Raw genomic sequence first — 26,554 nt, 5'->3', positions numbered from 1 at the left:
TGTCACGGCCGGCTCAGCTCTCCAGCAGCTGCTGCTGTTGTCGCCGCTGCCACAAGCCCAGGCCGCAGCCCAGCAGCAGCAGCGCGGCGCAGCCGAGCAGCACCGGCAGGTTGCCATGGCGCATGTACGGGGTCAGCCCGCGGCGGCCCTGCACGCTGGCCGTCAGCGTCTGGCGGGTATCCGGTGCCGCCACGGCAATCACTTCGCCGTGGTGGTCGATCACCGCGGTCATGCCGGTATTGGTGCTGCGCAGCATCGGGCGGCCGGTTTCCAGCGCCCGCGCCTGCGACAGCTGCAGGTGCTGGCTCATGGCATTGCTCTTGCCGAACCAGGCCAGGTTGCTGACGTTGGCCAGGATGCTGGCGTCGGCGGCCGGGCCGATCAGTTCCTCGCCGAAGCCGTCTTCGTAGCAGACATTGAAGGCAATGCGCTGGCCGGCAATCGCCAGCGGTGCTTGCCGCTCGCCGCCGGGGGTGAAGCCGGACAGCGGCATGTGCATGAACTGGTAGATCCAGCTGGTCAGCGCCGGCAGCGGGATGAATTCGCCGAACGGCACCAGGTGGTTCTTGGCGTAGTACGGCTGCTGCGGCTGGTTCAGCGCCACTACCGCGTTGAGATAGCCGCGGCCGTCCGGCGTGCGCCGCGGCAGGCCGGTGACCAGCGCGCTGTTTTTCAGCGCGGCGGCGGAGTTGATCATGGTCAGGTAGCCGGAGGGCATGTCCTCCAGAAACACCGGCAGCGCGGTTTCCGGCAGCAGCAGCAGCTGGGCCGGCGGCGCCTGCACCACCATGCGGTAGTAGGTGGCGAGGGTGAATTCGAAGGTGGCCGGATCCCATTTCAGCGACTGCGGGATATTGCCCTGCAGCAGCGCCACCGTCAGCGGCGCGCCGCTGTTCTGTGTCCACTGCTGTTGCTTGAACTGGTTGCCGCCCACCCACAGCGCCAGCAGCAGCAGTGCGGCCGCCAGTTGGCCGCGGCGTGGCAGCTGCCACAGCAGCAACAGCAACGCGGCGCTGAGCGCCACCGCGAACGTCACCAGGTGGATGCCGCCCAGCGGCGCGTAACCGGCCAGCGGGCTTTCGGTGATCTGGCTGTAGCCGGCGGCGCCCCAGGGGAAGCCGGTCAGCATCCAGCTGCGCAGCCATTCGCTCAGCGTCCAGGCGGCGGCAAACAGCAGGCCGCGCAGCAGCGGCTGGCTGTGCATGCGCACGCTGAGGTGGCAGGCCAGCGCCGGGTACAGCGCCAGGTAGGCGGGCAGCAGCACGGTCATGCCGCCGGCCAGCGGCGACGGCATGCCGGCGATGTCGTGCAGGCTGATGTAGATCCAGTAGAACTGGCCGCAGTAGGCGCTGAGCCCCCACAGCCAGGCGCTGGCAAACGCACGTTGCGGCCAACGTTGTACCAGCCACAGCAGCAGTGCCATGCACAGCGGCATCAGGAAGAACAGGCGATACGGTGCGTAGGCCAGCACCGTGGCGGTGCCGCTGAGCAGTGTCAGCAGCAGCCAGGCAAGTTGTTGCAGCATGCTTAGTCCTGCGACGGGCCGCGGCGCTCCACCAGCAGCGCCTGCAGGCGGCGGCTGTCGGCGCGGATCACGGTGAAGTGCCAGCCGTCCAGCTGCAGCCCTTCGCCGCGCACCGGCACGTAGCCCAGGTTGGCGGTGACCAGGCCGCCGATGGTGTCCACCTCGTCGTCCGGCAGCGCGCATTCGAAGAAGTCGTTGAAGTCTTCCACCGTGGTGGTGGCCAGCACACGGAAGCGGCCGCCGCGTACCGGCACGATGTTTTCTTCCGATTCGATCAGGTCGTGCTCGTCGTCGATGTCGCCGACGATTTCTTCCAGCACGTCCTCGATGGTCACCAGGCCGGACACGCCGCCGTATTCATCCACCGCGATCGCCATATGCGTCTTGGTGGCGCGGAACTCGCGCAGCAGGCTGTCCACGCGCTTGCTTTCCGGCACGAACACCACCGGGCGCAGCATGGCCTTGAGGTTGAAGTCCTGCGGCGCCAGGAAGTAGCGCAGCAGGTCCTTGGTCAGCAGGATGCCCTTGACGTCGTCCTTGTCGTCGCCGATCACCGGAAAGCGCGAATGGCCGAGCTCGATCACCCGCGGCAGCAGGCTGGCCATCGGATCGTCCAGGCTGATCACGTCCATCTGGCTGCGCTGCACCATGATTTCGCGCACCGTGCGCTCCGAGAACGACAGCACGCCCTCGATCATCGCCAGCGCCTCGGCGTCCAGCAGGTTGCGCTCGAAGGCGGCGTGCAGCTGCGCTTTCAGCTCCTCGCGGTCTTCCGGCTCGTGGGTAAAACGGTTCAGCAGGCGCTCGAACCAGTTCGGCGCGGGTTTACTGGAATCTTCCATGATGGCGATGGGTCAGGCCTTTTCGGCGGCGTAAGGGTCGGCATAGCCTAACTTGGCGAGGATGGCGCTTTCAAGCGCTTCCATCGCCTCGGCTTCGTCGTCGGCTTCGTGGTCGAAGCCTTGCAGGTGCAACATGCCGTGCACGGTGAGGTGGGCGTAGTGCGCCTCCAGTGTCTTGCCCTGCTCGGCGGCTTCGCGTGCTACCACCGGCGCGCAGAATACCAGATCGCCGAACAGCGGCAGGCCGGTCACGCTGTCGCCCTCGTTCAGGGCGAAGCTCAGCACATTGGTGGCGTAGTCCTTGCTGCGGTAGTCGCGGTTCAGCGCGCGGCCTTCCGCTTCGTCCACCACCACTAGCGAGATCTGTGCCCGCTGCACACCGCTTTGCAGCGCGGTCTGGCACCAGCGGCGCCACAGTTTGCCGTCCGGCAGCGGCTGCTCTTGTTCCAGGCGGTCTTCCAGGCTCAGTTCCAGCCGTGCGGCCAACCTTTGCAGTAGGGGATTACGTTTGGCTTGTTTCATTGTCGTACTTGCTTTGATATCGGTCGTAGGCGTCGACGATCTTCTGCACCAGTGGATGGCGCACCACGTCTTCGCTGTTGAAGTGATGGAAATGGATGCCGCGCACGTCCTGCAGGATGCGCTCGACTTCCACCAGCCCGCTCTTCTGGTGGCGGGCCAGGTCGATCTGCGTCACGTCGCCGGTGATCACCGCCTTGGAGCCGAAACCGATGCGGGTGAGGAACATCTTCATCTGCTCCGGCGTGGTGTTCTGCGCCTCGTCCAGGATGATGAAGGCGTTGTTCAGCGTGCGGCCGCGCATATAGGCCAGCGGTGCGATCTCGATCAGGTTCTTCTCGAACAGCCGCGCCACCTTGTCGAAGCCCATCAGGTCGTATAGCGCGTCGTACAGCGGGCGCAGGTACGGGTCCACCTTCTGCGCCAGGTCGCCGGGCAGGAAGCCCAGCTTCTCGCCGGCCTCCACCGCCGGGCGCACCAGCACGATGCGCTTCACCGCCTCGCGCTCCATGGCGTCCACCGCACAGGCCACCGCCAGGTAGGTCTTGCCGGTACCGGCCGGGCCGATGCCGAAGGTGACGTCGTGGGCGAAGATCTGCTTGATGTAGCTGCTCTGGCGCGGGGTGCGGCCTTTCAGGTCGCGGCGGCGGGTGGCCAGCGGCGGCGTGTCGTCATCCTGCGGGTTGTCCTGGCGTGCTTCCACCAGCCCCAGCTGGATGTCGCGCACGTTCAGCTCGCGCTTTTCCGCCAGGCTGTAGAAGCGCTGCAGCAGCAGCAGCGCGCGGGTGGCCTGGGTGCCACGGATGCTGAACTGCTCGGCGCGGCGCTGGATGCTGACATCCAGCCCGGTTTCGATCTGCTTGAGGTTCTCGTCCAGTGGGCCGCAGAGGCGGGCCAGACGTTCGTTGTCCACCGGGGTGAACTGGTAGTTGCAGCTGTGTTGGTCGCTCATGGCGTCTTGAGGGAGGCTTCCGGGCAGTGTTTCTGTTGCTGCCATTGTCGTAGGCGGGACTGGTATTGTTCAAGCGCCGCGATTTCCTGCTCCGGGCGGCGCAGCTGGCCCATCGGCAGCGGAATCGACAGCCCGATACTGCCGTGGCTGCCGATGCTGCTGCCCAGGCCGATGTTCATCTGCACGTCGGGGTTGGCCGCCTGCAGCTGGCGCAGGCGCGCCTCGCTGCGCTGCTGCTGGCGTGCCAGGCCGGCGCAATCCAGCGTCGCCGGATCGCTGGCGATAAAGCCGTCATCGTCGGCGGCGCTGGCACAGCCGGCCAGCAGGCCGGCGACGAGAAGAGGGTGCAGCAGGCGTTTCATGCCGGCTCCCGGCCTGGACGGCCTCATGCCGTCTCGCTGATCAGCACCTCGCCGCCCAGCGAATGCGGGAAGGCTTCGGTGATGACCACGTCGACGAGCTGGTTGATCAGGCGCGGCTGGCCATAGAAGTTCACCACGCGGTTGTTGGCGGTGCGGCCGGCCAGCATGTTCGGGTCTTTCTTGGAGATAGCCTGCACCAGCACGCGCTGTACGCTGCCCACCATGCTCTGGTTGATCTCGAAGCCGCGGGCCTCGATCACCTCGTTAAGCAGCTCCAGCCGGCGCACCTTCTCGCTGTGCGGGGTGTCGTCCACCAGGTTGGCCGCCGGAGTGCCCGGGCGCGGGCTGTAGATGAACACATAGCTGAAGTCGAACGCCAGATCCTGCACCAGTTTCAGCGTCTGCTCGAAGTCGGCCTCGCTCTCGCCGGGAAAGCCGACGATGAAGTCGGACGACAGGCACAGCTCCGGGCGCAGCGCGCGCAGCTTGCGGATGATGGACTTGTATTCCAGCGCGGTGTAGCCGCGCTTCATCGCGCTCAGCACGCGGTCGCAGCCGCTCTGCACCGGCAGGTGCAGGTGCGACACCAGTTTCGGCAGCTTGCCGTAGCAGTCGATGATGCGCTGGCTGAATTCGCGCGGGTGGCTGGTGGTGAAGCGCAGGCGCTCCACACCGGGAATCTCGTGCACGTACTCCAGCAGCATGGCGAAGTCGGCGATGTCGCCATCGGCCATCACGCCGCGGTAGGCGTTGACGTTCTGCCCCAGCAGGGTGATCTCCTTCACCCCCTGCGCGGTGAGGCCGGCGATCTCGGTGAGCACGTCCTCGAACGGGCGCGACACTTCCTCGCCGCGGGTGTATGGCACCACGCAGAACGAGCAGTACTTGGAACAGCCTTCCATGATCGACACCGCGGCGGCGCTGCCTTCCACCTTGGCCGGCGGGATGTGGTCGAACTTCTCGATCTCGGGGAAGGAGATGTCCACCTGCGCGCTGCCGCTGTCCTGGCGGTTCTTGATCAGCTCCGGCAGGCGGTGCAGGGTCTGCGGGCCGAACACCACGTCCACGTACGGCGCGCGCTTGACGATGGTGTCGCCTTCCTGCGACGCCACGCAGCCGCCGACGCCGATGATCAGCTCCGGGCGCGCCTCTTTCAGCGGGCGGATGCGGCCCAGGTCGGAAAACACTTTTTCCTGCGCTTTTTCGCGCACGCTGCAGGTGTTGAACAGGATAACGTCGGCGTCTTCCGGGTTATCGGTCTTGATCATGCCTTCGCTGCTGCCCAGCACGTCCACCATCTTGTCCGAGTCGTACTCGTTCATCTGGCAGCCGAATGTCTTGATGTAAACCTTTTTCATGCCTGCTTTTGTCTGCGAATAAACCGGGCAGGCGGGGCCTGCCGCAAAAAGAAAGGCCAGCGTTGGCCGCACCGCTCTTTACGGGGAGGCGGGCTTTTTCGCTGGCAAATGAATGTGTTGCGCGCGAGTTTATCACAGCGCCGGGCTGGTCGCAGTGGCGCCGCCACGGCGCAGCGCCAGTTTGAACACGAAGGGATTGAGCAGGATGGACAGGATGGCGCCGGCCATGATCAGCGCGTGGCCGCGGCTGGACAGCAGTTCCAGCTGCAGCCCCAGCCCGGCGAGGATGAAGGAGAACTCGCCGATCTGCGCCAGGCTGGCGGCGATCAGCCAGCGGTCTGCGCGCGGCTGGCGCAGCGCCGCCATCAGCCACCATGCGGCCAACCCCTTGCCGACGATGATGATCGCCACGGTGGCCAGCACCGCCGGCAGGTCGTCCAGCAGTACGCGCGGGTCGAACAGCATGCCGGCGGCGACGAAGAACAGCACCGCGAACGCATCGCGCAGCGGCATCGCCTCCTCGGCGGCGCGGTGGCTGAACGGCGAGCCGGCCAGCACGGTGCCGGCGAAGAAGGCGCCCAGCGCGAACGACACCTCGAACAGTGCGCTGGCGCCGTAGGCCACGCCCAGCGCGGTGGCCAGCACCCCGAGGCGGAACATCTCGCGGCTGCCGGTGTAGACGATCTTTTCCAGCATCCACGGAATCACCTTCTGCCCCACCAGCATCATCACCGCCACGAAGGCCGCCACCTTGCCCAGCGTCAGCAGGATGGCCTGCAGCGAATCGTCAAGGTTGGCCGCATCGTTGCCAGCGATGGCCGGGATCAGTACCAGCGCCAGAATGGTGGCGATGTCCTCGGTCACCAGCCAGCCCACCGCCACCTTGCCGGCCGGGGTTTCCAGCCGCGCGTGCTCCTCCAGCGACTTGAGCAGCACCACGGTGCTGGCCACCGACAGCGCCATGCCGAACAGCAGGCCCTCGGCCAGCGGCCAGTTAAGCAGGGTGGCCAGGCCGCAGCCCAGCGCAATCGCCACCGCGATCTGCGCGATGGCGCCGGGCAGGGCGATGCGCCGCACCGCCAGCAGGTCGCCGATGGAAAAATGCAGGCCGACGCCGAACATCAGCAGGATCACGCCCAGCTCGGCCAGCTCGGACGCCAGGTGGCCGTTAGCGACGAAGCCCGGGGTGAACGGGCCGATGATGATGCCGGCGGCCAGGTAGCCCAGTAGCGGCGGCAGGCGCAGTTTCAGTGCCACGGCGCCGAGGGCGAAGGCCGCTACCAGGGCCGCGACAAGGGTGGTGATGAGCGGTGTTGCGTGCATGATGCCTCCCTGTTTTCGTTTATTGGAATACGAGGTTGGCCGCCGGGCAGAGTTCCTGGCCGGCATGCAAAATGGCAGGAATCGGCTGCCGGCGCGCTCAGCCGGCCTGGCTGAGCTGGCTGATGAAGCGGTTGAACAGCTCGGAGTGGTTGGCCACGCCCAGTTTGGCGTACATATTGCGGCGGTGCACCTTGACGGTTTCCGGCGAGATCGCCAGCTGCTGGGCAATGGCCTTGCTGGACAGGCCGCGCAGTGTCAGGCGGGCAATTTCGGCTTCGCGCTCCGACAGGCAATCGCGGCCGAACTGCTCCAGCATCGGCGCCAGCTGGTCGGCCAGGCCGGTGCGCGGGCTGGCCGGCGCTGTTGCCTGCAACTGCCAGTGGCGCTTCATGGCGGCCAGCACCCAGTCCTGCACCACTCGCAGCCGCCCCAGCTCTGCGGGGGTGAACGCGCGGCTGCCGCCCAGCGACAGCGACAGCACCTGGCTGTCGTTCAGGCGCAGCAGGTACTGCACTTCATCCTGGCCGACTTCCTGGCTGTGGTAGTCCAGGTAATAGGTACTCTGGCGGAACTGGTCGGGGGCGATGTCCGGCAGGTGGTGCAGGCCATCGGCAAACGGTTCGCACGCCAGCTGGTAGAACGGGTCCAGCAAGTACAGGCCCTGGCAGTACAGCGGCATGGGCGAGGCTAGCGTGGTGCCAAAGCTGCATTCTTCCAGGATCAGCGGCGCTTGCTGGGCGTGGAAACACACCGCCAGCGCGTTGTCGCACGGCACGATGCGCTGCAGCTGCAATGCCAGGCTGCGCCAGAAACGCGAACTGCCCAGCTGCTCGAACAGCAGCGCCAGGCCGTGATGCAGCGGCAGCTCTTTCAATAAGCCTTCCATGCCAGTAACCCCTGAGAGTTAACCCGTGTTGGTAATTGGGCCGCCGGGATGCGCTGCCTACACTGGGCGCACAGATCGGCTAAGAAGGGTCTGAATACAACAGGAGAAAGAGATCGTGTCAAACCAAACCAGCAGCAGCGGACTGCGGCGGTCACTCAGTGTCACCGACGTCGTCATGATTACGGTGTCCGGCGTGACACCGGCCAGTTCCATCTTCGTGATTGCACCGTTTGCCATTCATGCCGCCGGCACCGGGGCTTTTCTGTCTTTCGTGCTGGCGGCCGTGCTGGCGGTGACCTACGCCCTCTGTTATGCCGAACTGGGCGCGGCCCACCCTAACGCCGGCGGCGAGTACGTCATCTTCCGGCGCCTGTTCGGCCGGCTGGCCGGCTTGCAGATGTATCTGTTCGTGCTGTGCATGCTGCTGTTCATCCCGGCAGTGCTGGCCACCGGTGCCGCCGCCTATCTCAATTCCGCCTTGGGCACGCAGTTCGACAGCGCCGCTGTGGCGCTGGGGGTAGTGGTGCTGTGCTACGCGATCGGCATCCTGGATATCAAGCTGAATGCGCTGGTGACCGGGCTGTTTCTGGGGGTGGAGGTGCTGGTGCTGGCGCTGATCGCCTGGCTGGGCTTTGGCCAGCCGCACCAGCCGGTATCGCTGCTGCTGCAGCCGGTAATGGCCGACAGCAACGGGGTGCTGACTGCGGTGTCGGCGCCGGTGATCGCGGCGGTGATCGGCAGCGCCATGTTCTCCTACAACGGTTTTGGCGGCGCCATCTACCTGGCGGAGGATATGCATGAGCGGCACCAGGGCGGGCGGGCGATGGCGCGGGCGGTATTGCTCAGCCTGGGCATCGTGGTGCTGGTGGAATTGCTGCCGATGACGGCGCTGCTGCTGGGCGCGCCCTCGCTGCAGGAGCTGGCCCGCCAGCCCGACCCGATCAGCTATGTGGTGAGCAGCCTCGGTTCACCGCTGCTGGCACGGGTGGTGAGTGCCGGCATTTTCCTGTCGGTGTTCAACGCCATCATCGCCATCGTGCTGCAGAGCAGTCGCTTCCTGTTTGCCAGTGGCCGCGACGGCATGTGGCCGGGGCGGGTGAATGCGGCGCTGGTGCGGCTGCATCCGCGTTTTGGCACGCCGTGGATCGCCACCCTGCTGTTCGCAGTGCCTTCGGCGCTGCTGACCTTCAATTCCAGCCTGGCGGAACTGACCTCCTTCACGGTCATCATGATCCTGATCTCCTATCTGGCGATGGGGGTGGCGGCACTGTGCAGCCGCCGTCGTACGGATATCGATCACCCTTACACCATGCCGTGGTGGCCGCTGCCGGCGCTGCTGGCGATTGCCGGCACGGTATACACCCTGTGGGCGATCCTGCTGGATGCACCGCTGCGCGACTTCCTGATCGTGGCGGCCATCATCGTCGGCGGGCTGTTGCTCGACCGGCTGCAAGGCAAGAACCCGCAACTGGCCACTTCGGCGCAATAGGAAAGCAAAGCAAGATGAAAAAACGTGCAACAGAACTGGGGATCCGCATTGGCCAGGGCACGCCCGGGCCGCTGAATGCCATTACCGATGTGCCGGGCGTACGGGTGGGGCATGCCTCGGTGCGCAAGGAGCTGGAGCATGGCCGCCGCGCCTGCACCGGTGTGACCGTGATCGAGCCGCGCCCCGGCGCCGCCCGGCTGGCGCCGTGCTTTGCCGGCGTACATGTGCTCAACGGCAACGGCGATGCCACCGGCCTGGAGTGGATACGCGAGGCCGGCATGCTGACTACGCCGATCGCCATCACCAACACCCACAGCGTCGGCGTGGTGCGCGACAGCCTGATCCGGCAGGAGCGGCAGCAGTTGGCCGCAGGCGACGCGGTGTACTGGACCATGCCGGTGGTGATGGAAACTTTCGACGGTCTGCTCAACGACATCAACGGCTTCCACGTCGAGGCAGAGCACGTCGCCGAGGCGCAGGCGGCGGTACACGGCGGCTTGCCGGCAGAAGGCAATGTTGGCGGCGGCAGCGGCATGATCTGCCACGAGTTCAAGGGCGGCATCGGTACCGCCTCGCGTCGGCTGGCCGGCGCGCAGGGCGGCTGGACGGTGGGCGCGCTGGTGCAGGCCAACCACGGCAAGCGCGGCTCGCTGCTGGTGCAGGGCTACCAGGTTGGCCGCATGCTGGGCGATGATGTCATTCCGTCGCCGTTCAGCCAGCGGCGGCTGCCGCAGCCGGGCATGGGCTCCATCGTGGTGGTGCTGGCCACCGACGCGCCGCTGTTGCCGGAGCAGTGCCGCCGGCTGGCGCAACGCGCCTCGCTGGGCATCGCCCGCACCGGCGGCGGCACCGAGGACTCCAGTGGCGATATCTTCCTGGCCTTTGCCACCGGCAATCAGCAGTTGCCGGTGGCCGACTACGCGCAGCAGGGGGCGTTTACTCAGCAGGTAGAGATGGTGCGGCCGGATCACATCTCGCCGTTGTTCGAGGCCGCGGCCGAGGCAGTGGAAGAGGCGATCATCAACGCGCTGCTGGCGGCGGAAGATGTCGCCGGTAACGGCGGCCACCAGGCCAGGGCATTGCCGCATGATGCCTTGCTGGTGGCGCTGCGCGAGCTGGGCTGGCGCGCCGCGTAGACGATGCCACCGGGAAGGCGCCTGCGGGCGGCCGGCCCGGGGGGATAAAAAAAGCCAGCTGGTTAAGCTGGCTTTTTTTTTGCGGCAGGCTGGTGTGGCATGCTGCTGGCAGCGGCTTGGCTGCAGATATCCCGGCCGATGCTGGCCAACCGACGTGGCCGGAATGCAAAAAAGCCAGCTCGATGAGCTGGCTTTTTTAACTGGTGGCGAATCAGGGACTCGAACCCCGGACCTGCGGATTATGATTCCGTCGCTCTAACCAACTGAGCTAATTCGCCGTGAGACGTTGCCAAGGCACTGTCCCGGTAAACTGTGGTGGCGAATCAGGGACTCGAACCCCGGACCTGCGGATTATGATTCCGTCGCTCTAACCAACTGAGCTAATTCGCCACATTTCGATGCGTTGGCATCGAGGTTGCGAACTATACGCAGCCGATTCCGGGGTGTCAACTATTTCTGCAGAGTACCGGCCGATGGTCTATGGCACACGTTTACAGCGTGTAGCAGCGGTCGCCGTGGCTGAAGCCCAGCCAGTCGATTCCCACCTGTTTGCCAAAGCCGATCACCTTGAAGGTTTCGCCCATTTCCTGTGGTGACAGCAGCCGCTGCGCCGCCTTGGCCACCGGCAGGTAGTCCTTGATGTTGGCTGCATCCAGGTGCGACAGCAGGCCGGTGATGCCGGCATTGACCAGGAACTGCGCCTGGCTGGTGTAGCCGATCAGCTCCAGCCCGGCGTCGATGCCGGCCTGCGCCACGGCGCTGAAATCCACATGCGTGGTGAGGTCCATCAGCCCCGGCAGGTAGAACGGGTCGTGCAGCGTGTGGTGGCGGTAGTGGCCGAGCAGGGTGCCCATGCTGCGCTCCGGGTGGTAGTACTCGCCGGCGCTGTGGCCGTAGTCGATCATCAGCATGGCGCCGCGGCTCAGCACCCCGGCCAGGGTGCGGATGAAGGCGCGATTGGCCAGGCTGATCTCGCTGACGTAGTCCGGAATCTGCGGCAGCAGGCTGTCCGCCAGCGCCTTGAGCTGCGGCTCGGCAATCTCGCGGTCTGCATAGGCCAGCGCGCCGTCGCGCACGGTGACGCCGCGCTGCTGCAGCTGCTTGTCGGCATTGCGCAGCACCAGCTCCACCGGCATGGCGTCCAGCACTTCGTTGCCCAGCAGGATGCCGTCCACGCTGTCCGGCAGCGCCGGCAGCCAGCGCACCTTGGCGGCCAACGTTGGCGGCAGGGTGGCGATGGTTTCGCGCTGGCGTTCGATCAAGTCCGGCGACAGGTCGACGATGCTGTAGCTGGCCGGCGCGCAGCCCAGTTCCTGCAGCGCCAGCAGCAGGTCGGCGGCCAGGCGGCCGCTGCCGGCGCCGAATTCCACGATGTGGCCGGCGGTCTGCGGCAGCAGTTCGGCCAGCTGGCGCGCCAGGCACTGCGCGAACAGCGGGGTGAGCTCCGGTGCGGTGATGAAGTCGCCGGCCTCGCCGAACTTGCGGCTGCCGGCGGTGTAGTAGCCGAGGCCCGGCGCGTACAGCGCCAGCTCCATATAGCGCGAGAACGGCATCCAGCCGTCGCGGGCGGCAATTTCGGCGGCGATGGTGCGGGCCAGGGTCTGGCTGACAGCCAGCGCGTCGGCGGAAGCTTCGGGCAGGGACATGGTAAAAACTCGCAGGGCGGAACGCGCGGCCATTTTCTGGCGCGGGTTCGCGTTAAAATGGCGGGAATTGTCGCTAATCGGCGCGTTGTCGCCAAGCAGAGAGCAAGGGGAATGTGCATGCAGGCGGAAGTTCATGACAAGGTGGTGCTGATTACCGGCGCGGCCAAGCGGGTGGGCGCGGGCATTGCGCGCCATCTGCATGGCCGTGGCGCGCGGCTGGTGTTGCACTACCGCGGCTCGCGCCAGGCGGCGGAAACGTTGGCCGCAGAGCTGAACGCCGCCCGTCCCGGCTCGGCGGTGCTGCTGCAGGCCGATCTGCTGGACACCGCGGCGCTGCCGCGGCTGGTGGACGACGCCCATGCCGCCTTCGGCCGCCTCGACGGCCTGGTCAACAACGCCTCCAGCTTCTACCCCACCGAAATCGGCGCCATCCGCGAGCAGGACTGGTTCGATCTGCTGGGCAGCAATCTCAAGGCGCCGCTGTTTCTGGCACAGGCGGCGGCCAGCTACCTGGCGGCCAGCCGCGGCGCCATCGTCGGCATCGTCGATATCCATGCCGAGCGGCCGATGAAGCGCCACCTGGTGTACAGCCTGGCCAAGGCCGGCCACGCGCAGCTGATCCGCAGCCTGGCGGTGGAGCTGGCGCCGCTGGTGCGCGTCAACGGCGTGTCGCCGGGGGTGAATTTGTGGCCGGAAAGCGACCTGTCGTTCGATGCCGGCGAGCGCGCGGCGATCGAGGCGTCGATTCCGCTGGCGCGCGCCGGCCAGCCGGAAGACATCGCCCGCGCGGTGGCCTTCCTGCTGTTCGATACCGACTACGTCAACGGCCAGATCCTGGCGGTGGACGGCGGCCGCAGCGTGGTGCTGTAGCCGTGCGCTGGCCGCCGCCTGCGGCCAACCTTTGCTGCCCTGCAAAAAATTGGCCGCCGCATGGCAAAAACCGTCGTGATCGGACTAAAATAGCCGGTTTTTCAATTTCTTAGCCGTACCCCATGTCCGAACAACTCCGCGACGCCGACACGAAGGCCAAAAAGGCCAGCTTCGAAGGCAACAAACTCAGCAAGCGCCTGCGTCACCATGTAGGCGACGCCATCAACGACTTCAACATGATCGAAGAGGGCGACCGCGTGATGGTGTGCCTCTCCGGCGGCAAGGACAGCTACACCCTGCTGGACATCCTGCTGGGGCTGCAGAAGTCGGCGCCGATCAATTTCTCCATCGTGGCGGTGAACCTGGACCAGAAACAGCCGGGCTTCCCCGAGCACGTGCTGCCGCAGTACCTGCAATCCATCGGCGTGGAATACCGCATCGTCGAGGAAGACACCTACAGCATCGTCAAGCGCCTGGTGCCGGAAGGCAAGACCACCTGCAGCCTGTGCTCGCGCCTGCGCCGCGGCATCCTGTACCGCGTAGCCGACGAGCTGGGCGCCACCAAGATCGCGCTGGGCCACCACCGCGACGACATCCTGCACACCTTCTTCCTCAACATGTTCTACGGCGGCAAGCTCAAGGCCATGCCGCCCAAGCTGGTGTCCGACGACGGTAAGCACATGGTGATCCGCCCGCTGGCCTACTGCCGCGAGAAGGACATCGAGCGCTACGCCACGTTACGCGAGTTCCCCATCATCCCGTGTAACCTGTGCGGCTCGCAGCCCAACCTGCAGCGCCAGGTGGTGAAGGAGATGGTCAACGACTGGGACAAGCGCTTCCCGGGTCGGGTGGAGAGCATGTTCCGCGCCATGCAGAACGTGGTGCCGTCACACCTGGCCGATACCGGCCTGTTCGACTTTGCTGGCCTGCAGACCGGCGATGCCCCGTTCGAGGGCGGCGATACCGCCTTCGACAAGGAAGAATTCCGCGACCCGGTGGCGCTGGCCGAGGATGACGAGGATGCGCCGCCGGCCGCCGCGCCGCGCCGCACCATCAGCATCCTGGATTCGCGCCCCAAGGCTGGAGACAGCTGTGGCGCATAGAGCCCTGCACCCGTTCCGCCGCCGCGTGCGCAAGGGGGTGGATGCCATGCCGGAGGTGGAAATCTCCGAGGCCGACAACATCCGCTCGCTGCACCTGGGCTCGGAAACCATCCAGAGTTCGATGAACCTGGACGAGCCGGCCGACCTGGTGCTGTCCTACAGCCGCGCGATGATGGCCTTCCTGCTGTGGCAGGACGACCCGCGCCACATCCTGCAGATCGGCCTTGGCGGCGGCTCGTTCGCGCGCTGGATCGACGAATACCTGCCGGACGCGGTGAGTGTGGCGGTGGACATCAACCCGCAGGTGATCGCGGTGGCGCGCTCCTTCTTCCAGCTGCCGGAAGAGGGCGACTTCTTCGAGATCATCGAGGCCGACGGCGCCGAGTACGTGAAGGTGTTCCGCGAGTCCACCGACGTGATCCTGGTGGACGGCTTCGACGGGCTGCAGATCGTCGACGAGCTGACCACCGAGGCGTTTTTCGAGGACTGCCACCGCGCGCTGACCCCGAACGGCGTGTTCGTCACCAACTGGTGGAGCGGCGACAAGCGCTACCAGCAGTTCGTGGAGCGGCTGCTGGCGGTGTTCGAAGGCCGCGTGCTGGAACTGCCGGCGGTCAGCCACGGCAATATGGCGGTGATGGCGTTCAAGCAGACCCCGTCGCCGCTGGGCTGGGAGGCGCTGGAAAGCAAGGCCGACGAACTGGAAGGCCGCTTCGGCCTGGAGTTCTGCGACTTTGTCAGCCGCATGAAGGATGTGAATCTGCACAGTAATAACCGCCTGCTGCTGTGACGGCAGCGCGCGACAAGCTGGCCGCCACGTGCGGCCAACGGTTTTTTGGCCTGTGGTCATGACGACAGGCTGACAGGTTGGCCGCAGGCCGGCCAAGCAAGGAATCAGGCGATGATCAGTTACCAAACCATTACCGACCGCAAGCTGCGCTTCGCGCTGGTCGGCTGCGGCCGCATTGCGGCCAACCATTTCGGCGCCATCGAGCAGCACGCCGCGCGTTGCGAGCTGGTGGACGTGTGCGATACCGATCCGGCGGCACTGGCTGCCGCGGTAACGCGCAGCGGCGCCCGCGGGCATGCAAGCTTGCGCGAGCTGTTGGCCAGCAGCGATGCCGACGTGGTGATCCTCACCACCCCGTCCGGGCTGCATCCGCAGCAAGCCATCGACTGCTTTGCCGCCGGCTTCCATGTGATGACCGAGAAGCCGATGGCTACCCGCTGGCACGACGGCGTGGCGATGGTGAGGGCCGCCGACCAGGCCGGCAAGCGCCTGTTCGTGGTGAAGCAGAACCGCCGCAACGCCACCCTGCAGCTGCTCAAGCGCGCGGTGCAGGAAAAACGCTTCGGCCGCATCTACATGGTGAACATCAACGTGTTCTGGACCCGGCCGCAGTCCTACTACGACCAGGCCGACTGGCGCGGCACCTGGGAATACGACGGCGGCGCCTTCATGAACCAGGCCAGCCACTACGTCGACCTGATCGACTGGCTGATCGGCCCGGTGGAAAGCATGCAGGCCTACACCGCCACGCTGGAGCGCGACATCGAGGTGGAAGACAGCGGCGTGGTCAGCCTGCGCTGGCGCTCCGGTGCGCTGGGCAGCATGAACGTCACCATGCTCACCTACCCGAAAAACCTGGAAGGCTCGATCACCATCCTCGGCGAGAAGGGCAGCGTGCGCGTCGGCGGCATGGCGGTGAACGAGATCCAGCACTGGGAGTTCGCCGAGCCGCACGCGATGGACGCCGAGATCCAGGGCGCCAGCTACGCCACCACCAGCGTGTACGGCTTCGGCCACCCGCTGTACTACGACAACGTGATCCAGGTGATGCGCGGCGAGGCGGAGCCGGAGACCGACGGCCGCGAGGGCCTGAAGTCGCTGGAGCTGCTGATCGGCATGTATCTGTCCGCCCGCGACGGCAAGCGCATCAGCCTGCCGCTGGAGTACTGAGCATGGCCGCCTACACCGTACATCCCACCGCCATCGTCGATGACGGCGCCGTGATCGGCGACGACAGCCGTGTCTGGCACTGGGGGCATATCTGCGGCGGCGCGCGCATCGGTGCGCGCTGTTCGTTTGGCCAGAACGTGTTCGTCGGCAACGACGTGATCATCGGCGACAACGTCAAGGTGCAGAACAATGTGTCGATCTACGACGCGGTGACGCTGGAAGACGACGTGTTCTGCGGCCCGTCGATGGTGTTCACCAACGTCAACAACCCGCGCAGCCACATCAACCGCAAGAGCGAATACCGCCGCACGGTGGTGAAGCGCGGTGCCAGCATCGGTGCCAATGCCACCGTGGTCTGCGGCCACGAAATCGGCGAGTACGCCTTCATCGGCGCCGGCGCGGTGGTGACCCGCGACGTCAAGCCGTACGCGCTGATGGTCGGCACCCCGGCGCGGCGCATCGGCTGGATGTGCCAGTGCGGCGAGCGGCTGCCGGACAGCATCGGCGAGCACGGCTGCGGCGTCTGCGGCCAACGTTACGACATCGGCGGCAACCACTGCGCGCCGCTCAACTGAATCCCGCGGCCAAGCCTGGCCGCATGCACCGGAAAGTCCGCGATGAGCATCCAGTTCATTGACCTGAAAGCGCAGTACCAGCATCTGAAGGCCGACATCGACGCCCGCATCCACGCGGTGCTGGACCACGGCCAGTACATCATGGGGCCGGAGGTGAAAGAGGTTGAGGCGCAGCTGGCGGCCTACACCGGCGCCAAGCATGCCATCGGCGTCTGTGACGGCACCAAGGCGCTGCTGATCGCGCTGATGGCGCTGGGTGTGCAGGCCGGCGACGAGGTGATCACCACCCCGTTCACCTTCATCGCCACCGGCGAGATGATCGCGCTGCTGGGCGCCAAGCCGGTGTTCGTCGACATCGACCCGCTGAGCTACAACCTCGACCCGGCGCTGCTGGAAGCGGCGATCACCCCGCGCACCAAGGCGATCATGCCGGTGAGCCTGTATGGCCAGTGTGCCGACTTTGACGCCATCAACGCCATCGCCGAGAAGCACGGCCTGCCGGTGATCGAGGACGGCGCGCAGAGCTTCGGCGCCAGCCAGCACGGCAAGCGCTCCGGCAACCTGTGCACCATCGGCACCACCAGCTTCTTCCCGTCCAAGCCGCTGGGCTGCTACGGCGACGGCGGCGCGGTGTTCACCAACGACGACGAGCTGGCGAAGAAAATGCGCGAAATCCGCATCCATGGCCAGGATCGCCGCTACCACCACCCGGTGATCGGCCTCAACGGCCGGCTGGATACCATCCAGGCCGCGGTACTGCTGGCCAAGCTGCCGAGCTTCCCGGCCGAGGTGGCGGCGCGCGAACGCATCGGGGCGCGCTACAGCGCACTGCTGGCGGAAGTGGCGCGGGTGCCGGTGATTGCCGCCGGCAACAGCCATGTCTACGCGCAGTACACCATCGAGGTGGCGCAGCGCGAGGCGGTGCAGCAGGCGCTGCAGGAAATGGGCATTCCCACCGCGGTGCACTACCCGATTCCGCTGCATCTGCAGCCGGCGTTCGCCCACCTGGGGCTGGGCGAGGGCAGCTTCCCGCTGGCCGAGGCCGCCGGCAAGCGGGTGATGAGCCTGCCGATGCACCCGTTCCTGGATGACGCCACCCAGGATGCCATCGTCGCCGCGGTGAAGAAGGCGCTGGCCTAAGTGGCATTGCTGGCGTTCAAGTACCTGCTCTTGGCGGCGCTGGTGCTGCTGGTGTCGGCGCTGGCCAAGCGTAGCGACCAGCTGGGCGCACTGCTGGCCTCGCTGCGGCTGGAACAGCAGCCGGACAGCAAGAGCGGCAACCACGGCTGCCATACCTGCTGGTACGTGCTGCCGACGCTCCTGCTGTTCCCGTGGTTGCTGGCGCGGCTGGGGTTCTGGCCGGTGCTGGGCGCCAGCGCGCTGTTGGGCATGCCGCTGTTCGCCGCCTTTGCCTGGCTGCTGCGCCCGTCCAGGATCCGGCTGCCATGAGGTTGGCCGCGCTCCGGCAACGGCTCGCCGCCGGCGGCTTCGCCCGCAATGTCGCCACCCTGGCCAGCGGCGCGGCACTGGCGCAGGCGCTGCCGCTGCTGTTCGCGCCCTTGCTGACCCGGCTGTACACCCCGGCCGATTTCGGCCTGCTGGCGGTATTCGTCGCCTGGCTGTCCAACCTGGCGGTGATCGCCACCGCCCGTTTCGACATGGCGGTGGTACTGCCGAAAACCGATGAGGAAGCGGCGCGGCTGATGCGGCTGGCGCTGCTGATCAACACCGCCTTGCTGCTGCTGTGCCTGCTGTTGTTCTGGCCGTGGCACCAGGCCATCGCCACCTTGCTGCAGGCGCCGGCGCTGGCGCCGTGGCTGCCGCTGCTGCCGCTGGGCGTGTGGCTGGCCGGCGGCGTGGCGGCGTGGACGGCGTGGAACAACCGCCGGCGCCGTTATGCGGCCAACGCCCAGGGCCGGGTGGCCCAATCGCTGGGCGTGTCCATACTGCAAGTGGCGGCCGGCTGGTCCGGCCTCGCCGCCGGCGGCCTGATCGTGTCGCAACTGCTGGGGCAGGCGCTGGCGCTGCTGGCGCTGCTGCGCGGCGATCTGGCGGCGCGCTTTGCCTTTTTGCGCGGCCATCAGCGCCAGGCGCTGCTGGCGGTGGCGCGCCGCTACCGCGAGTTCCCGCTGGTGAATACCCCGCATGCCTTCGTGGTGGCGTTTCAGGATTCGCTGATGCTGGCCATGCTCAGCGCGCTGTCCGGCGCCGGCATCGTCGGCCAGTATGCGCTGGTGCTGCGCGTGCTCAAGCTGCCGGCGGCGCTGGTGGGGCAGGCGGTGGCGCAGGTGGTGTTTCGCGATCTGGCCGAAGCCGCCGCCAGCGGCCGCGCGCTGTCCGGCCTGCTCAAGCGCGCGCTGCTGATCCTGGCGGCACTGTCCGTGCTGCCGTTCGGCGTGCTGGCAGTGTGGGGCGGGCCGCTGTTCGCGCTGGTGTTCGGCCCGGCCTGGCATGGCGCCGGGCAGATCGCCGCGCTGCTGGCGCCGTATTTCGCCGCCGCCTTCATCGCCGGGCCGGCGTTCATGGTGCCGATGGTGATCGGCCGCCAGCGCGCCTCGTTCGTGTTCGTACTGCTCGGCGTGCTGGTGAATCTGGCGGCCTTTGCCGCCGTGTACCTGGCCAGCCGCGATGCCATGCAGGCGTTCGCGCTGATGTCGGTGGTGATGACAGTCTATTTTGCGGCCTACGTGGCGTGGGTGTTCCGCCTGCTGGGCCGTCGGGAAGGGGCACATGCTTAATCGACTGCTGCTGCTGCTGTGGCGCGGCTGGCTGCAACTGCGCGGCGCAAGGTTGGCCGCATCGGCGCGGGTGAACCCGTCGGTCAAGGTGCGGCCGGCGGCCTTGCAACTGGGCGCGCACGCTCGCCTGTACTGGGGCGGCGACGTACTCAGCCACGGCGGCGGCCGCCTGCAGCTGGGCGCGCACAGCCACCTGGCGCCGTATCACTACTGTCTGCTCGGCGCCAACACGCTGCGCTTGGGCGAGCACGTCGCCGTCGGCCCGCGCTGCATGTTCTTCTGCCACAGCAACGGCATTCCGGCCGATGCGCCGGCGACGCCGTTCAGCGACTGCCATGTCGATGCCGACATCAGCGTCGGCAACAATGTGTTCATCGGTGCCGGCTGCATTGTGCTGCCTGGCGCCAGCATCGGCGACAACGTGGTGGTGGCCGCCGGCAGCGTGGTCAAGGGCGCGCTGGACAGCGGCTGGCTGTATGCCGGCCAACCGGCCAGAAAGGTGAAACCGTTGTGCTGACCGCCAATTCGCTGACCCTGGGCCGTTTGCTGCTGGCGCTGCCCGGCATGCTGGCCGGCCGCCGTTACCAGCGCCGCGCGCTGAGCCGCGAACTGGCCGCCTTGCTGCAGGTGGACGACAGCCGCATCGTGCTGTACGACAGCGGCCGCGCCGCCTTCGCCGCGCTGTTGCAGCTGCACGGCGTGGGGCCGGGCGACGAGGTGATCGTGCCGGCGTTCACCTGCGTGGTGGTACCTAACCAGGTGCCGCCCAGCGGCGCCACGCTGCGTTTCGTCGACATCCAGCGCGGCAGCCTGGGCTACGACTGGCAGATGCTGGACATCGCCATCCGCCGCCACACCCGCGTGGTGGTGGTGCCGCACAACTTCGGCATCGCCTGCGAAGTGCCGACCTGGCTGCGCGAGAAGCACCGCCAGGTGCGCTTCGTCGACGACGCCGCCCACGGCTTCGCCTCGCGCTGCGCCGGCCAGTGGCTGGGCAGCTACCACGACGGCGCCTTCTTCAGTTTCGAATACTCCAAGAACCTCACCGGCGGCATCGGCGGCTTTGCGTTGCTGCCGGCCGGCGACTACCTGCCGCAGCCGGCGCTGCCGGAGGTGAGCTGCGCCGACCAGTGGCGGCTGCTGGCCACGCTGAAGGCGCATCTGCTGTCTGCCCGCTGGCCGCTGCTTGGCCGCATCGCCATGGCGCTGCTGCGGCGGCTGCGGCTGATCTACCGCTCCGGCGACCACGAGGTGCTGGACGGCGCGCCGCATCCGGCGCGCGAGCTGCCGCTGCTGTCGGCGGTATTGATCCGCGCGCAGCTGGCGCGGCTGCCGGCCACGCTGGCGCACAAGCAGCAGCTGGCGGCGCGCTACCGCGCCATGCTGGACACGCTGCCGGACATCGCCCAGTGGCAGGCGCCGGCGGACACCCACTGGGTGCGCTACCCGTTCGCGCTGCCGTTCCCGGTGGTGGACAAGGCCAGGCTGGCGCGCGAGCTGACCGCCGTCAGCGGCCTGGCCATCGGCGTGTGGTTCGACGACGTGATCCACCCGGCCGGCTCCTTCCGCCACGGCTACCAGCCGCGCAGCGCGCCGCATGCCGAGGCGCTGGCCGCCAGCGTGTTCAACCTGCCGCTCAACATCAATCTGGCGGTGGACGACGCGCTGGCGCACAAGCTGCAGCGCCTGCAGCAGGCGCTGGCGCAGCTGCTGCGCCAGCAGAAGGAATCCGCATGAAACTGCTGCTGATCGGCTCCGCCTCGGTGCATACCTTCCGCTACCTGGCCGGCATCGCGCCGCACGTGGACGAGGTGCACCTCATCAGCAGCGGCCCGCTGCCGGCGCGCTACCATGCGGCCAACCTTGGCCGCGTGCTGCAGGTGGATTTCAGCCTGCGTGCCTTGCGCACCGCCGGCAAGATTGCCGCGCTGATCGACGAACTGCAGCCGGACATGGTGCACGTGCACCAGGCCAACAGCGTGGCCTGGCACGCCCGCCGCGCGCTGCAGGGCCGCAACATTCCGTGGCTGCTCACCACCTGGGGTTCGGACGTGCTGCTGCTGCCGCAGCAGAACCGGCTGCTGAAGAATATGGTGGCGGCCAACCTGGCGGCGGCCAGCGCGGTGAGCAGCGACTCGCTGCACATGGCGGCGGTGTGCCGCCAGCTGGCGCCGCTGCGGCGCATGCACGTGCTCAACTTCGGCATGGATGCGCTGCCGGAGCAGCCGGACATCGCCGCCAAGCCGCTGAACGTGCTGTCCTGCCGCCTGCACAAGCCGCTGTACCGCATCGACGCCATCGTGCGTGCCTGGGCTGTGGTGGAGGCCGATCCGGCGCTGGCCGGCTGGTCGCTGACCGTGGCCGCCAGCGGCAGCGAAACCGACGCGCTGCTGCAACTGGCGCGCGAACTCAACTTGCAGCGCATCCAGTTCAGCGGCTTCGTCACCCCGGACGTGCTGGCCGGGCTGTACCGCGACGCGCGGGTGTTCGTCAGCGTGCCGCAGAGCGACGCCACCAGCATCAGCCTGCTGGAAGCGATGGGCCACGGCTGCCTGCCGCTGCTGTCCAACCTGCCGGCCAACCTGGAATGGGTGCTGGACGGTGTCAACGGCGCCATCGTCGAGGATGTGGGCCGGCTGGGCGAGGCCATGAAAGCGCAGCTGCGGCATGCGGCCAACGATGCGCAGCTGGCCGAGGCGGTGGCGCTGAACCGCCGGCTGGTGCAAGAGAAGGGGCTGCAGCAGACCAATATGGCGCGCTTTGCCGCCATCTACCATGAATTGCTGGCGCGCCGCGGCGACCCCGCTGCGCACGGAAGCAGGAAAGCCTAGCCATGAAAATCGCCCATCTCAGCAGCGCCCACCCGCGCCACGACATCCGCATCTTTGTGAAGGAGTGCGCCAGCCTGGCCGCCGCCGGCCACGAGGTGCACCTGATCGTTGCCGACGGCAACGGCGACGAGATCAACCGCGGCGTGCGGCTGCATGATGTCGGCGCCAAGAGCGGCGGCCGGCTGGCGCGCATGACCGGCACCGTGAAGCGGGTGTACGACAAGGCGCTGGCACTGCAGCCGGAGGTGGTGCATTTCCACGACCCGGAGCTGATCCCCGCCGCGCTGCGGCTGCAGCAGGCCGGCATCAAGGTGGTGTACGACGTGCACGAGGACGTGCCGCGCCAGGTGCTGGCCAAGCACTGGATTCCCGGCCTGGCGCGGCCATGGGTGTCGCGCGGGGTGGAGACGCTGGAGGACTACGCCGCGCGCCGCTTCGATGCCATCGTTGCCGCCACGCCGGTGATCCGCCAGCGCTTCGAGCGCGCCGGCGCCCGCCACGCGGTGGACGTGTGCAACTACCCGATCCTGGCCGAGCTGGTGCGCGATACGCCGTGGGCCAGCCGCCGCAACGAGGTGTGCTACCTCGGCGGCATCAGCCGTACCCGCGGCATCGAACCGATCATCGCCGCGCTGCCGGACACCGACACCCGCCTCAACCTGGCCGGCATCTGGAGCGAGCCGGCGTTGAAAGCCGCGCTGCAGCGCGAAGCCGGCTGGAGCCGCGTCAACGACCTGGGCGTGCTGGACCGTGCCGGCGTGGCGGCGGTGCTGGCGCAGAGCAAGGTCGGGCTGGTGACGCTGCTGCCGACGCCGAGCTACGTGGAATCGCTGCCGATCAAGCTGTTCGAATACATGGCCGCCGGCCTGCCGGTGATCGCCAGCGATTTCCCGCTGTGGCGCGACATCGTCGAGGATGCCGGCTGCGGCCTGCTGGTGGATCCGCAGGACCCGCGCGCCATCGCCGACGCCATCGCCGCGCTGCTGGCCGACGATGCCCGCGCCCAGGCGATGGGCGACGCCGGCAAGCGCGCGGTACTGGCCAAGTACAGCTGGGCGGCCGAGGCCGACAAGCTGCTGGCGCTGTACCAGCAGTTGGCCGCATGAGGCGCCGCGCCCGATGAGCACCTCCCATCGCCGTCCGCACCGCCTGCTGCCGCTGCACATGCTGCTGGTGCGGCCGCGGCTGCTGTCGTCCGGGCTGTGCGGCCTGCTGGTGGCGCTGCTGGCACAGGCGCAGAGCCTGCTGCCGATGCGCGGCAGCACCGCCTTCATGCTGGGCTGGAACGCCGGCGCCGTGCTGTACCTGCTGCTGGCGGCGCACATGATGGCCGGCGCCAGCGAAGCACACATCCGCAGCCGCGCGCTGCGCGAGGACGTGGGCCAGCGCAGCATCCTGACGCTGGTGGTGTGCACCGCCATCACCTGCCTGCTGGCCATCGTGCTGGAGCTGTCGGCGGCGCGCCAGTTGCACGGCGCGGTGCGGCTGGGGCATGTGGCACTGGTGGCGCTGGTGGCGCTGACGCTGCTGACGTCCTGGCTGTTCACCCAGACCATGTTCGCGCTGCACTACGCGCATGCCTACTTCGTGGGCCAGGCGCGCGGCGAGGCGCCGGCGCTGCAGTTTCCCGGCAGCGACACGCCGGATTACGGCGATTTTTTCTATTTTTCCGCGGTGATCGGCACTTCGGGACAGACGGCGGACGTGAGCCTGGCCAGCCGCCACATGCGGCGCATCGGCAGCGTGCACTGCATCCTGTCCTTCCTGTTCAACACCACGGTGGTGGCTTTGATGATCAACTTGCTGGCCGGGCTGTTCTAGACCTCACGATCTGCCGCGCGCTGGTTTGCCAGAGCGTAAACCGCGGCAACACCCGGCCGGCTGGCCTTGCGGCCAACCCTGACGAAAGTTTTACGTGCGCATTCTCTACATCAACCACTACGCCGGCAGCCCCCAGCACGGCATGGAATTCCGCCCCTACTACCTGGCCCGCGAATGGGTAAAGGCCGGGCACGAGGTGCACATGCTGGCGGCGGACTACTCGCACCTGCGCCAGCACAACCCGCAACTGAGCAGCAACTACGCCGACCAGGACATCGACGGCATCTGCTACACCTGGTGCAAGACGCCCAAATATGAGGGCAACGGCCTGAAGCGGGTGATCAATATCTTCCGCTTCCTGGGGCGGGTGATGGGCCTGTCCGGGCGCTACCTCAAGCAATGGCGGCCGGACGTGGTGATTGCGTCCTCCACCTACCCGCTGGACACCATCCCGGCGGCCTTCATCGCCGGCAAGACCGGGGCGAAGCTGGTGTACGAGGTGCATGATCTGTGGCCGCTGACCCCGGTGGAAGTGGGCGGCATGAGCCCGAAGCACCCGTTCATCCGCCTGCTGCAGTGGGCGGAAGACTTCGGCTATCGCAAGGCCGATACCGTGGTGTCGATGCTGCCGTGCGCGAAGGACTACATGCTGGCGCATGGCATGGCGCCGGAAAAATACCTGGTGATTCCCAACGGCGTGGACGTGGCGGAGTGGCAGGGCGCCAGCGAGCCGCTGCCGGCCGAGCACCGCATGCGCCTGGCGCAGCTTAAGGCCGACAGGCGCTTTATCGTCGGTTATGCCGGCGGCCATGGGCTGGCCAATGCGCTGGATTTCCTGCTGCAGGCGGCCAGCCAACTGCCGGCGGAGGGCAATGTGCACCTGGTGCTGGTGGGCGACGGCCCGGACAAGGCGGCGCTGGTGGCGCAGGCGCAGCAACTGGGGCTGGCCAACGTCAGCTTCCTGCCGGCGATTCCCAAGCGCGCGGTGCCGGCCTTCCTTGCCGAGTGCGATGCGCTGTACATCGGCTGGCGCAAGCTGCCCATCTACCGCTTCGGTATCAACCCCAACAAGCTGTTCGACTACCTGATGGCCGGCAAGCCGGTGCTGCATTCGGTGGCGGCCGGCAATGACATGGTGGCGGAGGCGAGCGCCGGCATCAGCGTGGGCGCGGAAGATCCGGCGGCGATTGCCGACGGCCTGCAACGCATGGCGACGCTTAGTGGCAACGAGCGCGGCCGCATGGGCGCCGCCGGCAAGGCTTACGTGCTGGCCAAGCACGATTACGCGGTGCTGGCGCGGCGCTTTTTGCAGGGCATTCGCTAAGCGTGCGGCCAACGTTGGCCGCAGCAGACAAGGACAGGCATGAGCCAGCAACAACACATCCGCTTCGACTTCGCCGACGGCCTGCGCGGCCTGGCCATGCTGGCCGTGGTGCTGTTCCACTACACGCAGATCTTCTGGCAGCGCCGCGACCGCATCGCCGAGGTGATGCACCTGCCGCCGCTGGATGGCTACCACGGCGCCTCCTTCGTGCTGCCGTTCAACCTCGGCGCGCTGGGGGTGGGGCTGTTCCTGCTGATTTCCGGGCTGCTGATTCCGCTGTCGCTCACTCGCATGGGCGCGGCGCGCTTCGCGGTGTCGCGGCTGTTCCGCATCTACCCCACCTACTGGGCCGGCCTGGCGCTGACGCTGGCGGCGCTGTGGCTGGCCTCGCTGCTGCCGGGCGGCACCTTCGACGTCACCCGTGCCGATGTGCTGGGCCATGCCAGCATCGCCTTCCAGGACTGGCTGGGCGGCCGCAACATCGACCCGGTGATGTGGACGCTGAAAGTGGAGCTGTGGTTCTACGCCATGCTCGGCAGTGCCTTCGCGCTGACCGGCCGGCGCATCAAGTGGGCGATCTGGCTGCTGCTGCCGCTGGTGGTGTGGCTGACGCGCTATGCCGGGGTGAACGATTTCCAGACCATCGTCTGCTACTTCCCGCTGATGTTTGCCGGCTGCTGGCTGTACTTCTACCGTAGCGGCCAGGCCGGCCGGCTGGAAACGGTACTGCACTTTGCCATCATGCTGGCGCTGTTCATGTGGGTTACCGGCTGGGAGTCGCCGCAGCTGTATGCCAGCTACGGCATCGGCGTGGCGCTGTTCGTCGCCGGCGCGCTGTGGCCGCGGCTGGTGGCGGCGCCGCTGCTGACGCGGGTGGCGGGTGTCAGCTACGCCTGGTATGTCTGCCACTCGGTGGCCGGTTACGCCATCCTGTTCGCGCTGGCACAATACGGCACCCCGTGGTGGCTGATGGTGGCCATCGCGCTGGCGGCCACCTGGTATATGGCGCTGGCGATCAATAGATTTGTCGAACTGCCGACGCAGAAAATCGGCAAGCGGCTGGCGGACAAGCTGAAGTGAGGCGGCCAAGGTTGGCCGCAGGCAGGATGCCGCTGCGCGGCGATGGTTTTGCTGGCCGCTTTCGCGCGGCGGACGAGGTACTTTCTTTTGCGTCGCCAAAAGAAAGTACCCAAAGAAAAGGCGCCCCGGGCTGCTCGAAACCCCGGCTGGCAACGCAGCGCCAAGGCGCCGCCGAACTCGCTGCGCTCGGACATGCGGTGGCTTGTACCCTTGG

At 67.2% G+C, this 26,554-nt stretch carries 26 protein-coding genes and 2 tRNA genes; 17 read left to right on the top strand and 11 right to left on the bottom strand.

Going from position 1 to position 26,554, the window contains the following annotated elements; translation table 11 throughout:
- Nucleotides 1-13 precede the first annotated feature (13 nt).
- From lnt to ACFOLG_RS09825, 8 genes are all read right to left on the bottom strand, one after another.
- Entirely contained in the window at nucleotides 14-1,525 is a 1,512-nt protein-coding gene (lnt, locus tag ACFOLG_RS09860) for an apolipoprotein N-acyltransferase (RefSeq protein WP_386091307.1), read from the bottom strand.
- A 2-nt stretch (nucleotides 1,526-1,527) separates the two neighbouring features.
- Nucleotides 1,528-2,367: an HlyC/CorC family transporter gene (locus ACFOLG_RS09855; protein WP_386091305.1), complete on the bottom strand. Its 840-nt coding sequence runs from the start codon at nucleotides 2,365-2,367 to the stop codon at nucleotides 1,528-1,530.
- Nucleotides 2,368-2,379: 12 nt separating this feature from the next.
- Complete coding sequence (ybeY, locus tag ACFOLG_RS09850; protein ID WP_386091303.1) at nucleotides 2,380-2,889, bottom strand: rRNA maturation RNase YbeY; 510 nt, start codon at nucleotides 2,887-2,889, stop codon at nucleotides 2,380-2,382.
- Entirely contained in the window at nucleotides 2,870-3,838 is a 969-nt protein-coding gene (locus ACFOLG_RS09845; RefSeq protein WP_386091301.1) for a PhoH family protein, read from the bottom strand. Before ACFOLG_RS09845 ends, ybeY begins: the two co-directional genes overlap by 20 nt.
- Nucleotides 3,835-4,200, bottom strand: coding sequence for a hypothetical protein (locus tag ACFOLG_RS09840; protein ID WP_386091299.1), 366 nt, complete (start codon nucleotides 4,198-4,200; stop codon nucleotides 3,835-3,837). The genes ACFOLG_RS09845 and ACFOLG_RS09840 overlap by 4 nt, the downstream gene beginning before the upstream one ends.
- 23 nt (nucleotides 4,201-4,223) lie before the next feature.
- Nucleotides 4,224-5,558, bottom strand: a complete 1,335-nt coding sequence (miaB, locus tag ACFOLG_RS09835) for a tRNA (N6-isopentenyl adenosine(37)-C2)-methylthiotransferase MiaB (RefSeq protein WP_386091297.1) — start codon at nucleotides 5,556-5,558, stop codon at nucleotides 4,224-4,226.
- Between the two features lie 132 nt (nucleotides 5,559-5,690).
- On the bottom strand, nucleotides 5,691-6,881 hold the full coding sequence (locus tag ACFOLG_RS09830) for a cation:proton antiporter domain-containing protein (protein WP_386091295.1): 1,191 nt from the start codon (nucleotides 6,879-6,881) through the stop codon (nucleotides 5,691-5,693).
- A gap of 97 nt (nucleotides 6,882-6,978) precedes the next feature.
- Nucleotides 6,979-7,767: a helix-turn-helix transcriptional regulator gene (locus tag ACFOLG_RS09825; protein WP_386091293.1), complete on the bottom strand. Its 789-nt coding sequence runs from the start codon at nucleotides 7,765-7,767 to the stop codon at nucleotides 6,979-6,981.
- A 115-nt stretch (nucleotides 7,768-7,882) separates the two neighbouring features.
- On the opposite strand from ACFOLG_RS09825, the gene ACFOLG_RS09820 reads away from it, so the two are divergent.
- Complete coding sequence (locus tag ACFOLG_RS09820) at nucleotides 7,883-9,256, top strand: APC family permease (protein WP_386091291.1); 1,374 nt, start codon at nucleotides 7,883-7,885, stop codon at nucleotides 9,254-9,256.
- A gap of 14 nt (nucleotides 9,257-9,270) precedes the next feature.
- A complete protein-coding gene (locus tag ACFOLG_RS09815; RefSeq protein WP_386091289.1) occupies nucleotides 9,271-10,392 on the top strand; it encodes a DmpA family aminopeptidase in 1,122 nt (373 codons plus the stop codon).
- A gap of 201 nt (nucleotides 10,393-10,593) precedes the next feature.
- On the opposite strand, the gene ACFOLG_RS09810 is transcribed toward ACFOLG_RS09815, so the two are convergent.
- The 3 genes from ACFOLG_RS09810 to ACFOLG_RS09800 form a co-directional block, all read right to left on the bottom strand.
- Nucleotides 10,594-10,670, bottom strand: a tRNA-Met gene (locus ACFOLG_RS09810).
- Between the two features lie 35 nt (nucleotides 10,671-10,705).
- Nucleotides 10,706-10,782 (bottom strand) — tRNA-Met (locus ACFOLG_RS09805).
- A gap of 101 nt (nucleotides 10,783-10,883) precedes the next feature.
- Entirely contained in the window at nucleotides 10,884-12,038 is a 1,155-nt protein-coding gene (locus tag ACFOLG_RS09800; RefSeq protein WP_386091287.1) for a class I SAM-dependent methyltransferase, read from the bottom strand.
- 117 nt (nucleotides 12,039-12,155) lie between these two features.
- Between ACFOLG_RS09800 and ACFOLG_RS09795 the strand changes: the two genes are divergently transcribed.
- From ACFOLG_RS09795 to ACFOLG_RS09725, 15 genes are all read left to right on the top strand, one after another.
- Nucleotides 12,156-12,908 carry a pteridine reductase gene (locus tag ACFOLG_RS09795; RefSeq protein ID WP_386091285.1) on the top strand — a complete coding sequence of 251 codons (753 nt, stop codon included), beginning with the start codon at nucleotides 12,156-12,158 and terminating at the stop codon, nucleotides 12,906-12,908.
- Between the two features lie 122 nt (nucleotides 12,909-13,030).
- Nucleotides 13,031-14,011, top strand: coding sequence for a tRNA 2-thiocytidine(32) synthetase TtcA (gene ttcA, locus ACFOLG_RS09790; RefSeq protein WP_386091283.1), 981 nt, complete (start codon nucleotides 13,031-13,033; stop codon nucleotides 14,009-14,011).
- A 46-nt stretch (nucleotides 14,012-14,057) separates the two neighbouring features.
- A complete protein-coding gene (locus ACFOLG_RS09785) occupies nucleotides 14,058-14,801 on the top strand; it encodes a polyamine aminopropyltransferase (RefSeq protein WP_386091753.1) in 744 nt (247 codons plus the stop codon).
- Between the two features lie 111 nt (nucleotides 14,802-14,912).
- Nucleotides 14,913-15,971, top strand: a complete 1,059-nt coding sequence (locus tag ACFOLG_RS09780; RefSeq protein WP_386091281.1) for a Gfo/Idh/MocA family protein — start codon at nucleotides 14,913-14,915, stop codon at nucleotides 15,969-15,971.
- A 2-nt stretch (nucleotides 15,972-15,973) separates the two neighbouring features.
- Nucleotides 15,974-16,546: an acyltransferase gene (locus tag ACFOLG_RS09775; protein ID WP_386091279.1), complete on the top strand. Its 573-nt coding sequence runs from the start codon at nucleotides 15,974-15,976 to the stop codon at nucleotides 16,544-16,546.
- 42 nt (nucleotides 16,547-16,588) lie between these two features.
- A complete protein-coding gene (locus tag ACFOLG_RS09770) occupies nucleotides 16,589-17,686 on the top strand; it encodes a DegT/DnrJ/EryC1/StrS family aminotransferase (RefSeq protein ID WP_386091277.1) in 1,098 nt (365 codons plus the stop codon).
- Nucleotides 17,687-17,995 (top strand): hypothetical protein, encoded by a 309-nt coding sequence (locus ACFOLG_RS09765; protein WP_386091275.1) that lies wholly within the window; start codon nucleotides 17,687-17,689, stop codon nucleotides 17,993-17,995.
- Nucleotides 17,992-19,284, top strand: coding sequence for a lipopolysaccharide biosynthesis protein (locus ACFOLG_RS09760; protein WP_386091273.1), 1,293 nt, complete (start codon nucleotides 17,992-17,994; stop codon nucleotides 19,282-19,284). Before ACFOLG_RS09765 ends, ACFOLG_RS09760 begins: the two co-directional genes overlap by 4 nt.
- Complete coding sequence (locus ACFOLG_RS09755; protein ID WP_386091271.1) at nucleotides 19,277-19,801, top strand: acyltransferase; 525 nt, start codon at nucleotides 19,277-19,279, stop codon at nucleotides 19,799-19,801. The genes ACFOLG_RS09760 and ACFOLG_RS09755 overlap by 8 nt, the downstream gene beginning before the upstream one ends.
- Entirely contained in the window at nucleotides 19,795-21,021 is a 1,227-nt protein-coding gene (locus ACFOLG_RS09750) for a DegT/DnrJ/EryC1/StrS family aminotransferase (protein ID WP_386091269.1), read from the top strand. The genes ACFOLG_RS09755 and ACFOLG_RS09750 overlap by 7 nt, the downstream gene beginning before the upstream one ends.
- Complete coding sequence (locus ACFOLG_RS09745; protein WP_386091267.1) at nucleotides 21,018-22,115, top strand: glycosyltransferase; 1,098 nt, start codon at nucleotides 21,018-21,020, stop codon at nucleotides 22,113-22,115. Before ACFOLG_RS09750 ends, ACFOLG_RS09745 begins: the two co-directional genes overlap by 4 nt.
- Before the next feature lie 2 nt (nucleotides 22,116-22,117).
- On the top strand, nucleotides 22,118-23,221 hold the full coding sequence (locus ACFOLG_RS09740; protein WP_386091265.1) for a glycosyltransferase family 4 protein: 1,104 nt from the start codon (nucleotides 22,118-22,120) through the stop codon (nucleotides 23,219-23,221).
- A 13-nt stretch (nucleotides 23,222-23,234) separates the two neighbouring features.
- Nucleotides 23,235-23,936 (top strand): DUF1345 domain-containing protein, encoded by a 702-nt coding sequence (locus ACFOLG_RS09735; protein ID WP_386091263.1) that lies wholly within the window; start codon nucleotides 23,235-23,237, stop codon nucleotides 23,934-23,936.
- Between the two features lie 94 nt (nucleotides 23,937-24,030).
- Nucleotides 24,031-25,260 carry a glycosyltransferase family 4 protein gene (locus ACFOLG_RS09730; RefSeq protein WP_386091262.1) on the top strand — a complete coding sequence of 410 codons (1,230 nt, stop codon included), beginning with the start codon at nucleotides 24,031-24,033 and terminating at the stop codon, nucleotides 25,258-25,260.
- 39 nt (nucleotides 25,261-25,299) lie between these two features.
- Nucleotides 25,300-26,340, top strand: coding sequence for an acyltransferase family protein (locus ACFOLG_RS09725; RefSeq protein WP_386091260.1), 1,041 nt, complete (start codon nucleotides 25,300-25,302; stop codon nucleotides 26,338-26,340).
- The last annotated feature ends 214 nt before the right edge of the window (nucleotides 26,341-26,554 follow it).

Source organism: Vogesella facilis (genome assembly GCF_042648525.1).
Taxonomy (GTDB): Bacteria; Pseudomonadota; Gammaproteobacteria; order Burkholderiales; family Chromobacteriaceae; genus Vogesella; species Vogesella facilis.
Note: the sequence above shows the minus strand (reverse complement) of the source record. Positions and strands in the feature narration are given on the sequence as shown.

Bases quoted from the DNA above. Each gene is read 5' to 3' on its own strand.
- ACFOLG_RS09755 (WP_386091271.1), top strand. From the start codon at position 19,277: ATGCTTAATCGACTGCTGCTGCTGCTGTGGCGCGGCTGGCTGCAACTG.
- ACFOLG_RS09740 (WP_386091265.1), top strand. From the start codon at position 22,118: ATGAAAATCGCCCATCTCAGCAGCGCCCACCCGCGCCACGACATCCGC.
- ACFOLG_RS09815 (WP_386091289.1), top strand. From the start codon at position 9,271: ATGAAAAAACGTGCAACAGAACTGGGGATCCGCATTGGCCAGGGCACG.
- ACFOLG_RS09735 (WP_386091263.1), top strand. From the start codon at position 23,235: ATGAGCACCTCCCATCGCCGTCCGCACCGCCTGCTGCCGCTGCACATG.
- ybeY (WP_386091303.1), bottom strand. From the start codon at position 2,889: ATGAAACAAGCCAAACGTAATCCCCTACTGCAAAGGTTGGCCGCACGG.
- ACFOLG_RS09825 (WP_386091293.1), bottom strand. From the start codon at position 7,767: ATGGAAGGCTTATTGAAAGAGCTGCCGCTGCATCACGGCCTGGCGCTG.
- ACFOLG_RS09770 (WP_386091277.1), top strand. From the start codon at position 16,589: ATGAGCATCCAGTTCATTGACCTGAAAGCGCAGTACCAGCATCTGAAG.
- ACFOLG_RS09800 (WP_386091287.1), bottom strand. From the start codon at position 12,038: ATGTCCCTGCCCGAAGCTTCCGCCGACGCGCTGGCTGTCAGCCAGACC.
- ACFOLG_RS09760 (WP_386091273.1), top strand. From the start codon at position 17,992: ATGAGGTTGGCCGCGCTCCGGCAACGGCTCGCCGCCGGCGGCTTCGCC.
- ACFOLG_RS09785 (WP_386091753.1), top strand. From the start codon at position 14,058: ATGCCGGAGGTGGAAATCTCCGAGGCCGACAACATCCGCTCGCTGCAC.
- ACFOLG_RS09780 (WP_386091281.1), top strand. From the start codon at position 14,913: ATGATCAGTTACCAAACCATTACCGACCGCAAGCTGCGCTTCGCGCTG.
- ACFOLG_RS09845 (WP_386091301.1), bottom strand. From the start codon at position 3,838: ATGAGCGACCAACACAGCTGCAACTACCAGTTCACCCCGGTGGACAAC.
- ACFOLG_RS09725 (WP_386091260.1), top strand. From the start codon at position 25,300: ATGAGCCAGCAACAACACATCCGCTTCGACTTCGCCGACGGCCTGCGC.
- ACFOLG_RS09840 (WP_386091299.1), bottom strand. From the start codon at position 4,200: ATGAAACGCCTGCTGCACCCTCTTCTCGTCGCCGGCCTGCTGGCCGGC.
- miaB (WP_386091297.1), bottom strand. From the start codon at position 5,558: ATGAAAAAGGTTTACATCAAGACATTCGGCTGCCAGATGAACGAGTAC.
- lnt (WP_386091307.1), bottom strand. From the start codon at position 1,525: ATGCTGCAACAACTTGCCTGGCTGCTGCTGACACTGCTCAGCGGCACC.
- ACFOLG_RS09775 (WP_386091279.1), top strand. From the start codon at position 15,974: ATGGCCGCCTACACCGTACATCCCACCGCCATCGTCGATGACGGCGCC.
- ACFOLG_RS09855 (WP_386091305.1), bottom strand. From the start codon at position 2,367: ATGGAAGATTCCAGTAAACCCGCGCCGAACTGGTTCGAGCGCCTGCTG.
- ACFOLG_RS09745 (WP_386091267.1), top strand. From the start codon at position 21,018: ATGAAACTGCTGCTGATCGGCTCCGCCTCGGTGCATACCTTCCGCTAC.
- ACFOLG_RS09830 (WP_386091295.1), bottom strand. From the start codon at position 6,881: ATGCACGCAACACCGCTCATCACCACCCTTGTCGCGGCCCTGGTAGCG.
- ACFOLG_RS09795 (WP_386091285.1), top strand. From the start codon at position 12,156: ATGCAGGCGGAAGTTCATGACAAGGTGGTGCTGATTACCGGCGCGGCC.
- ttcA (WP_386091283.1), top strand. From the start codon at position 13,031: ATGTCCGAACAACTCCGCGACGCCGACACGAAGGCCAAAAAGGCCAGC.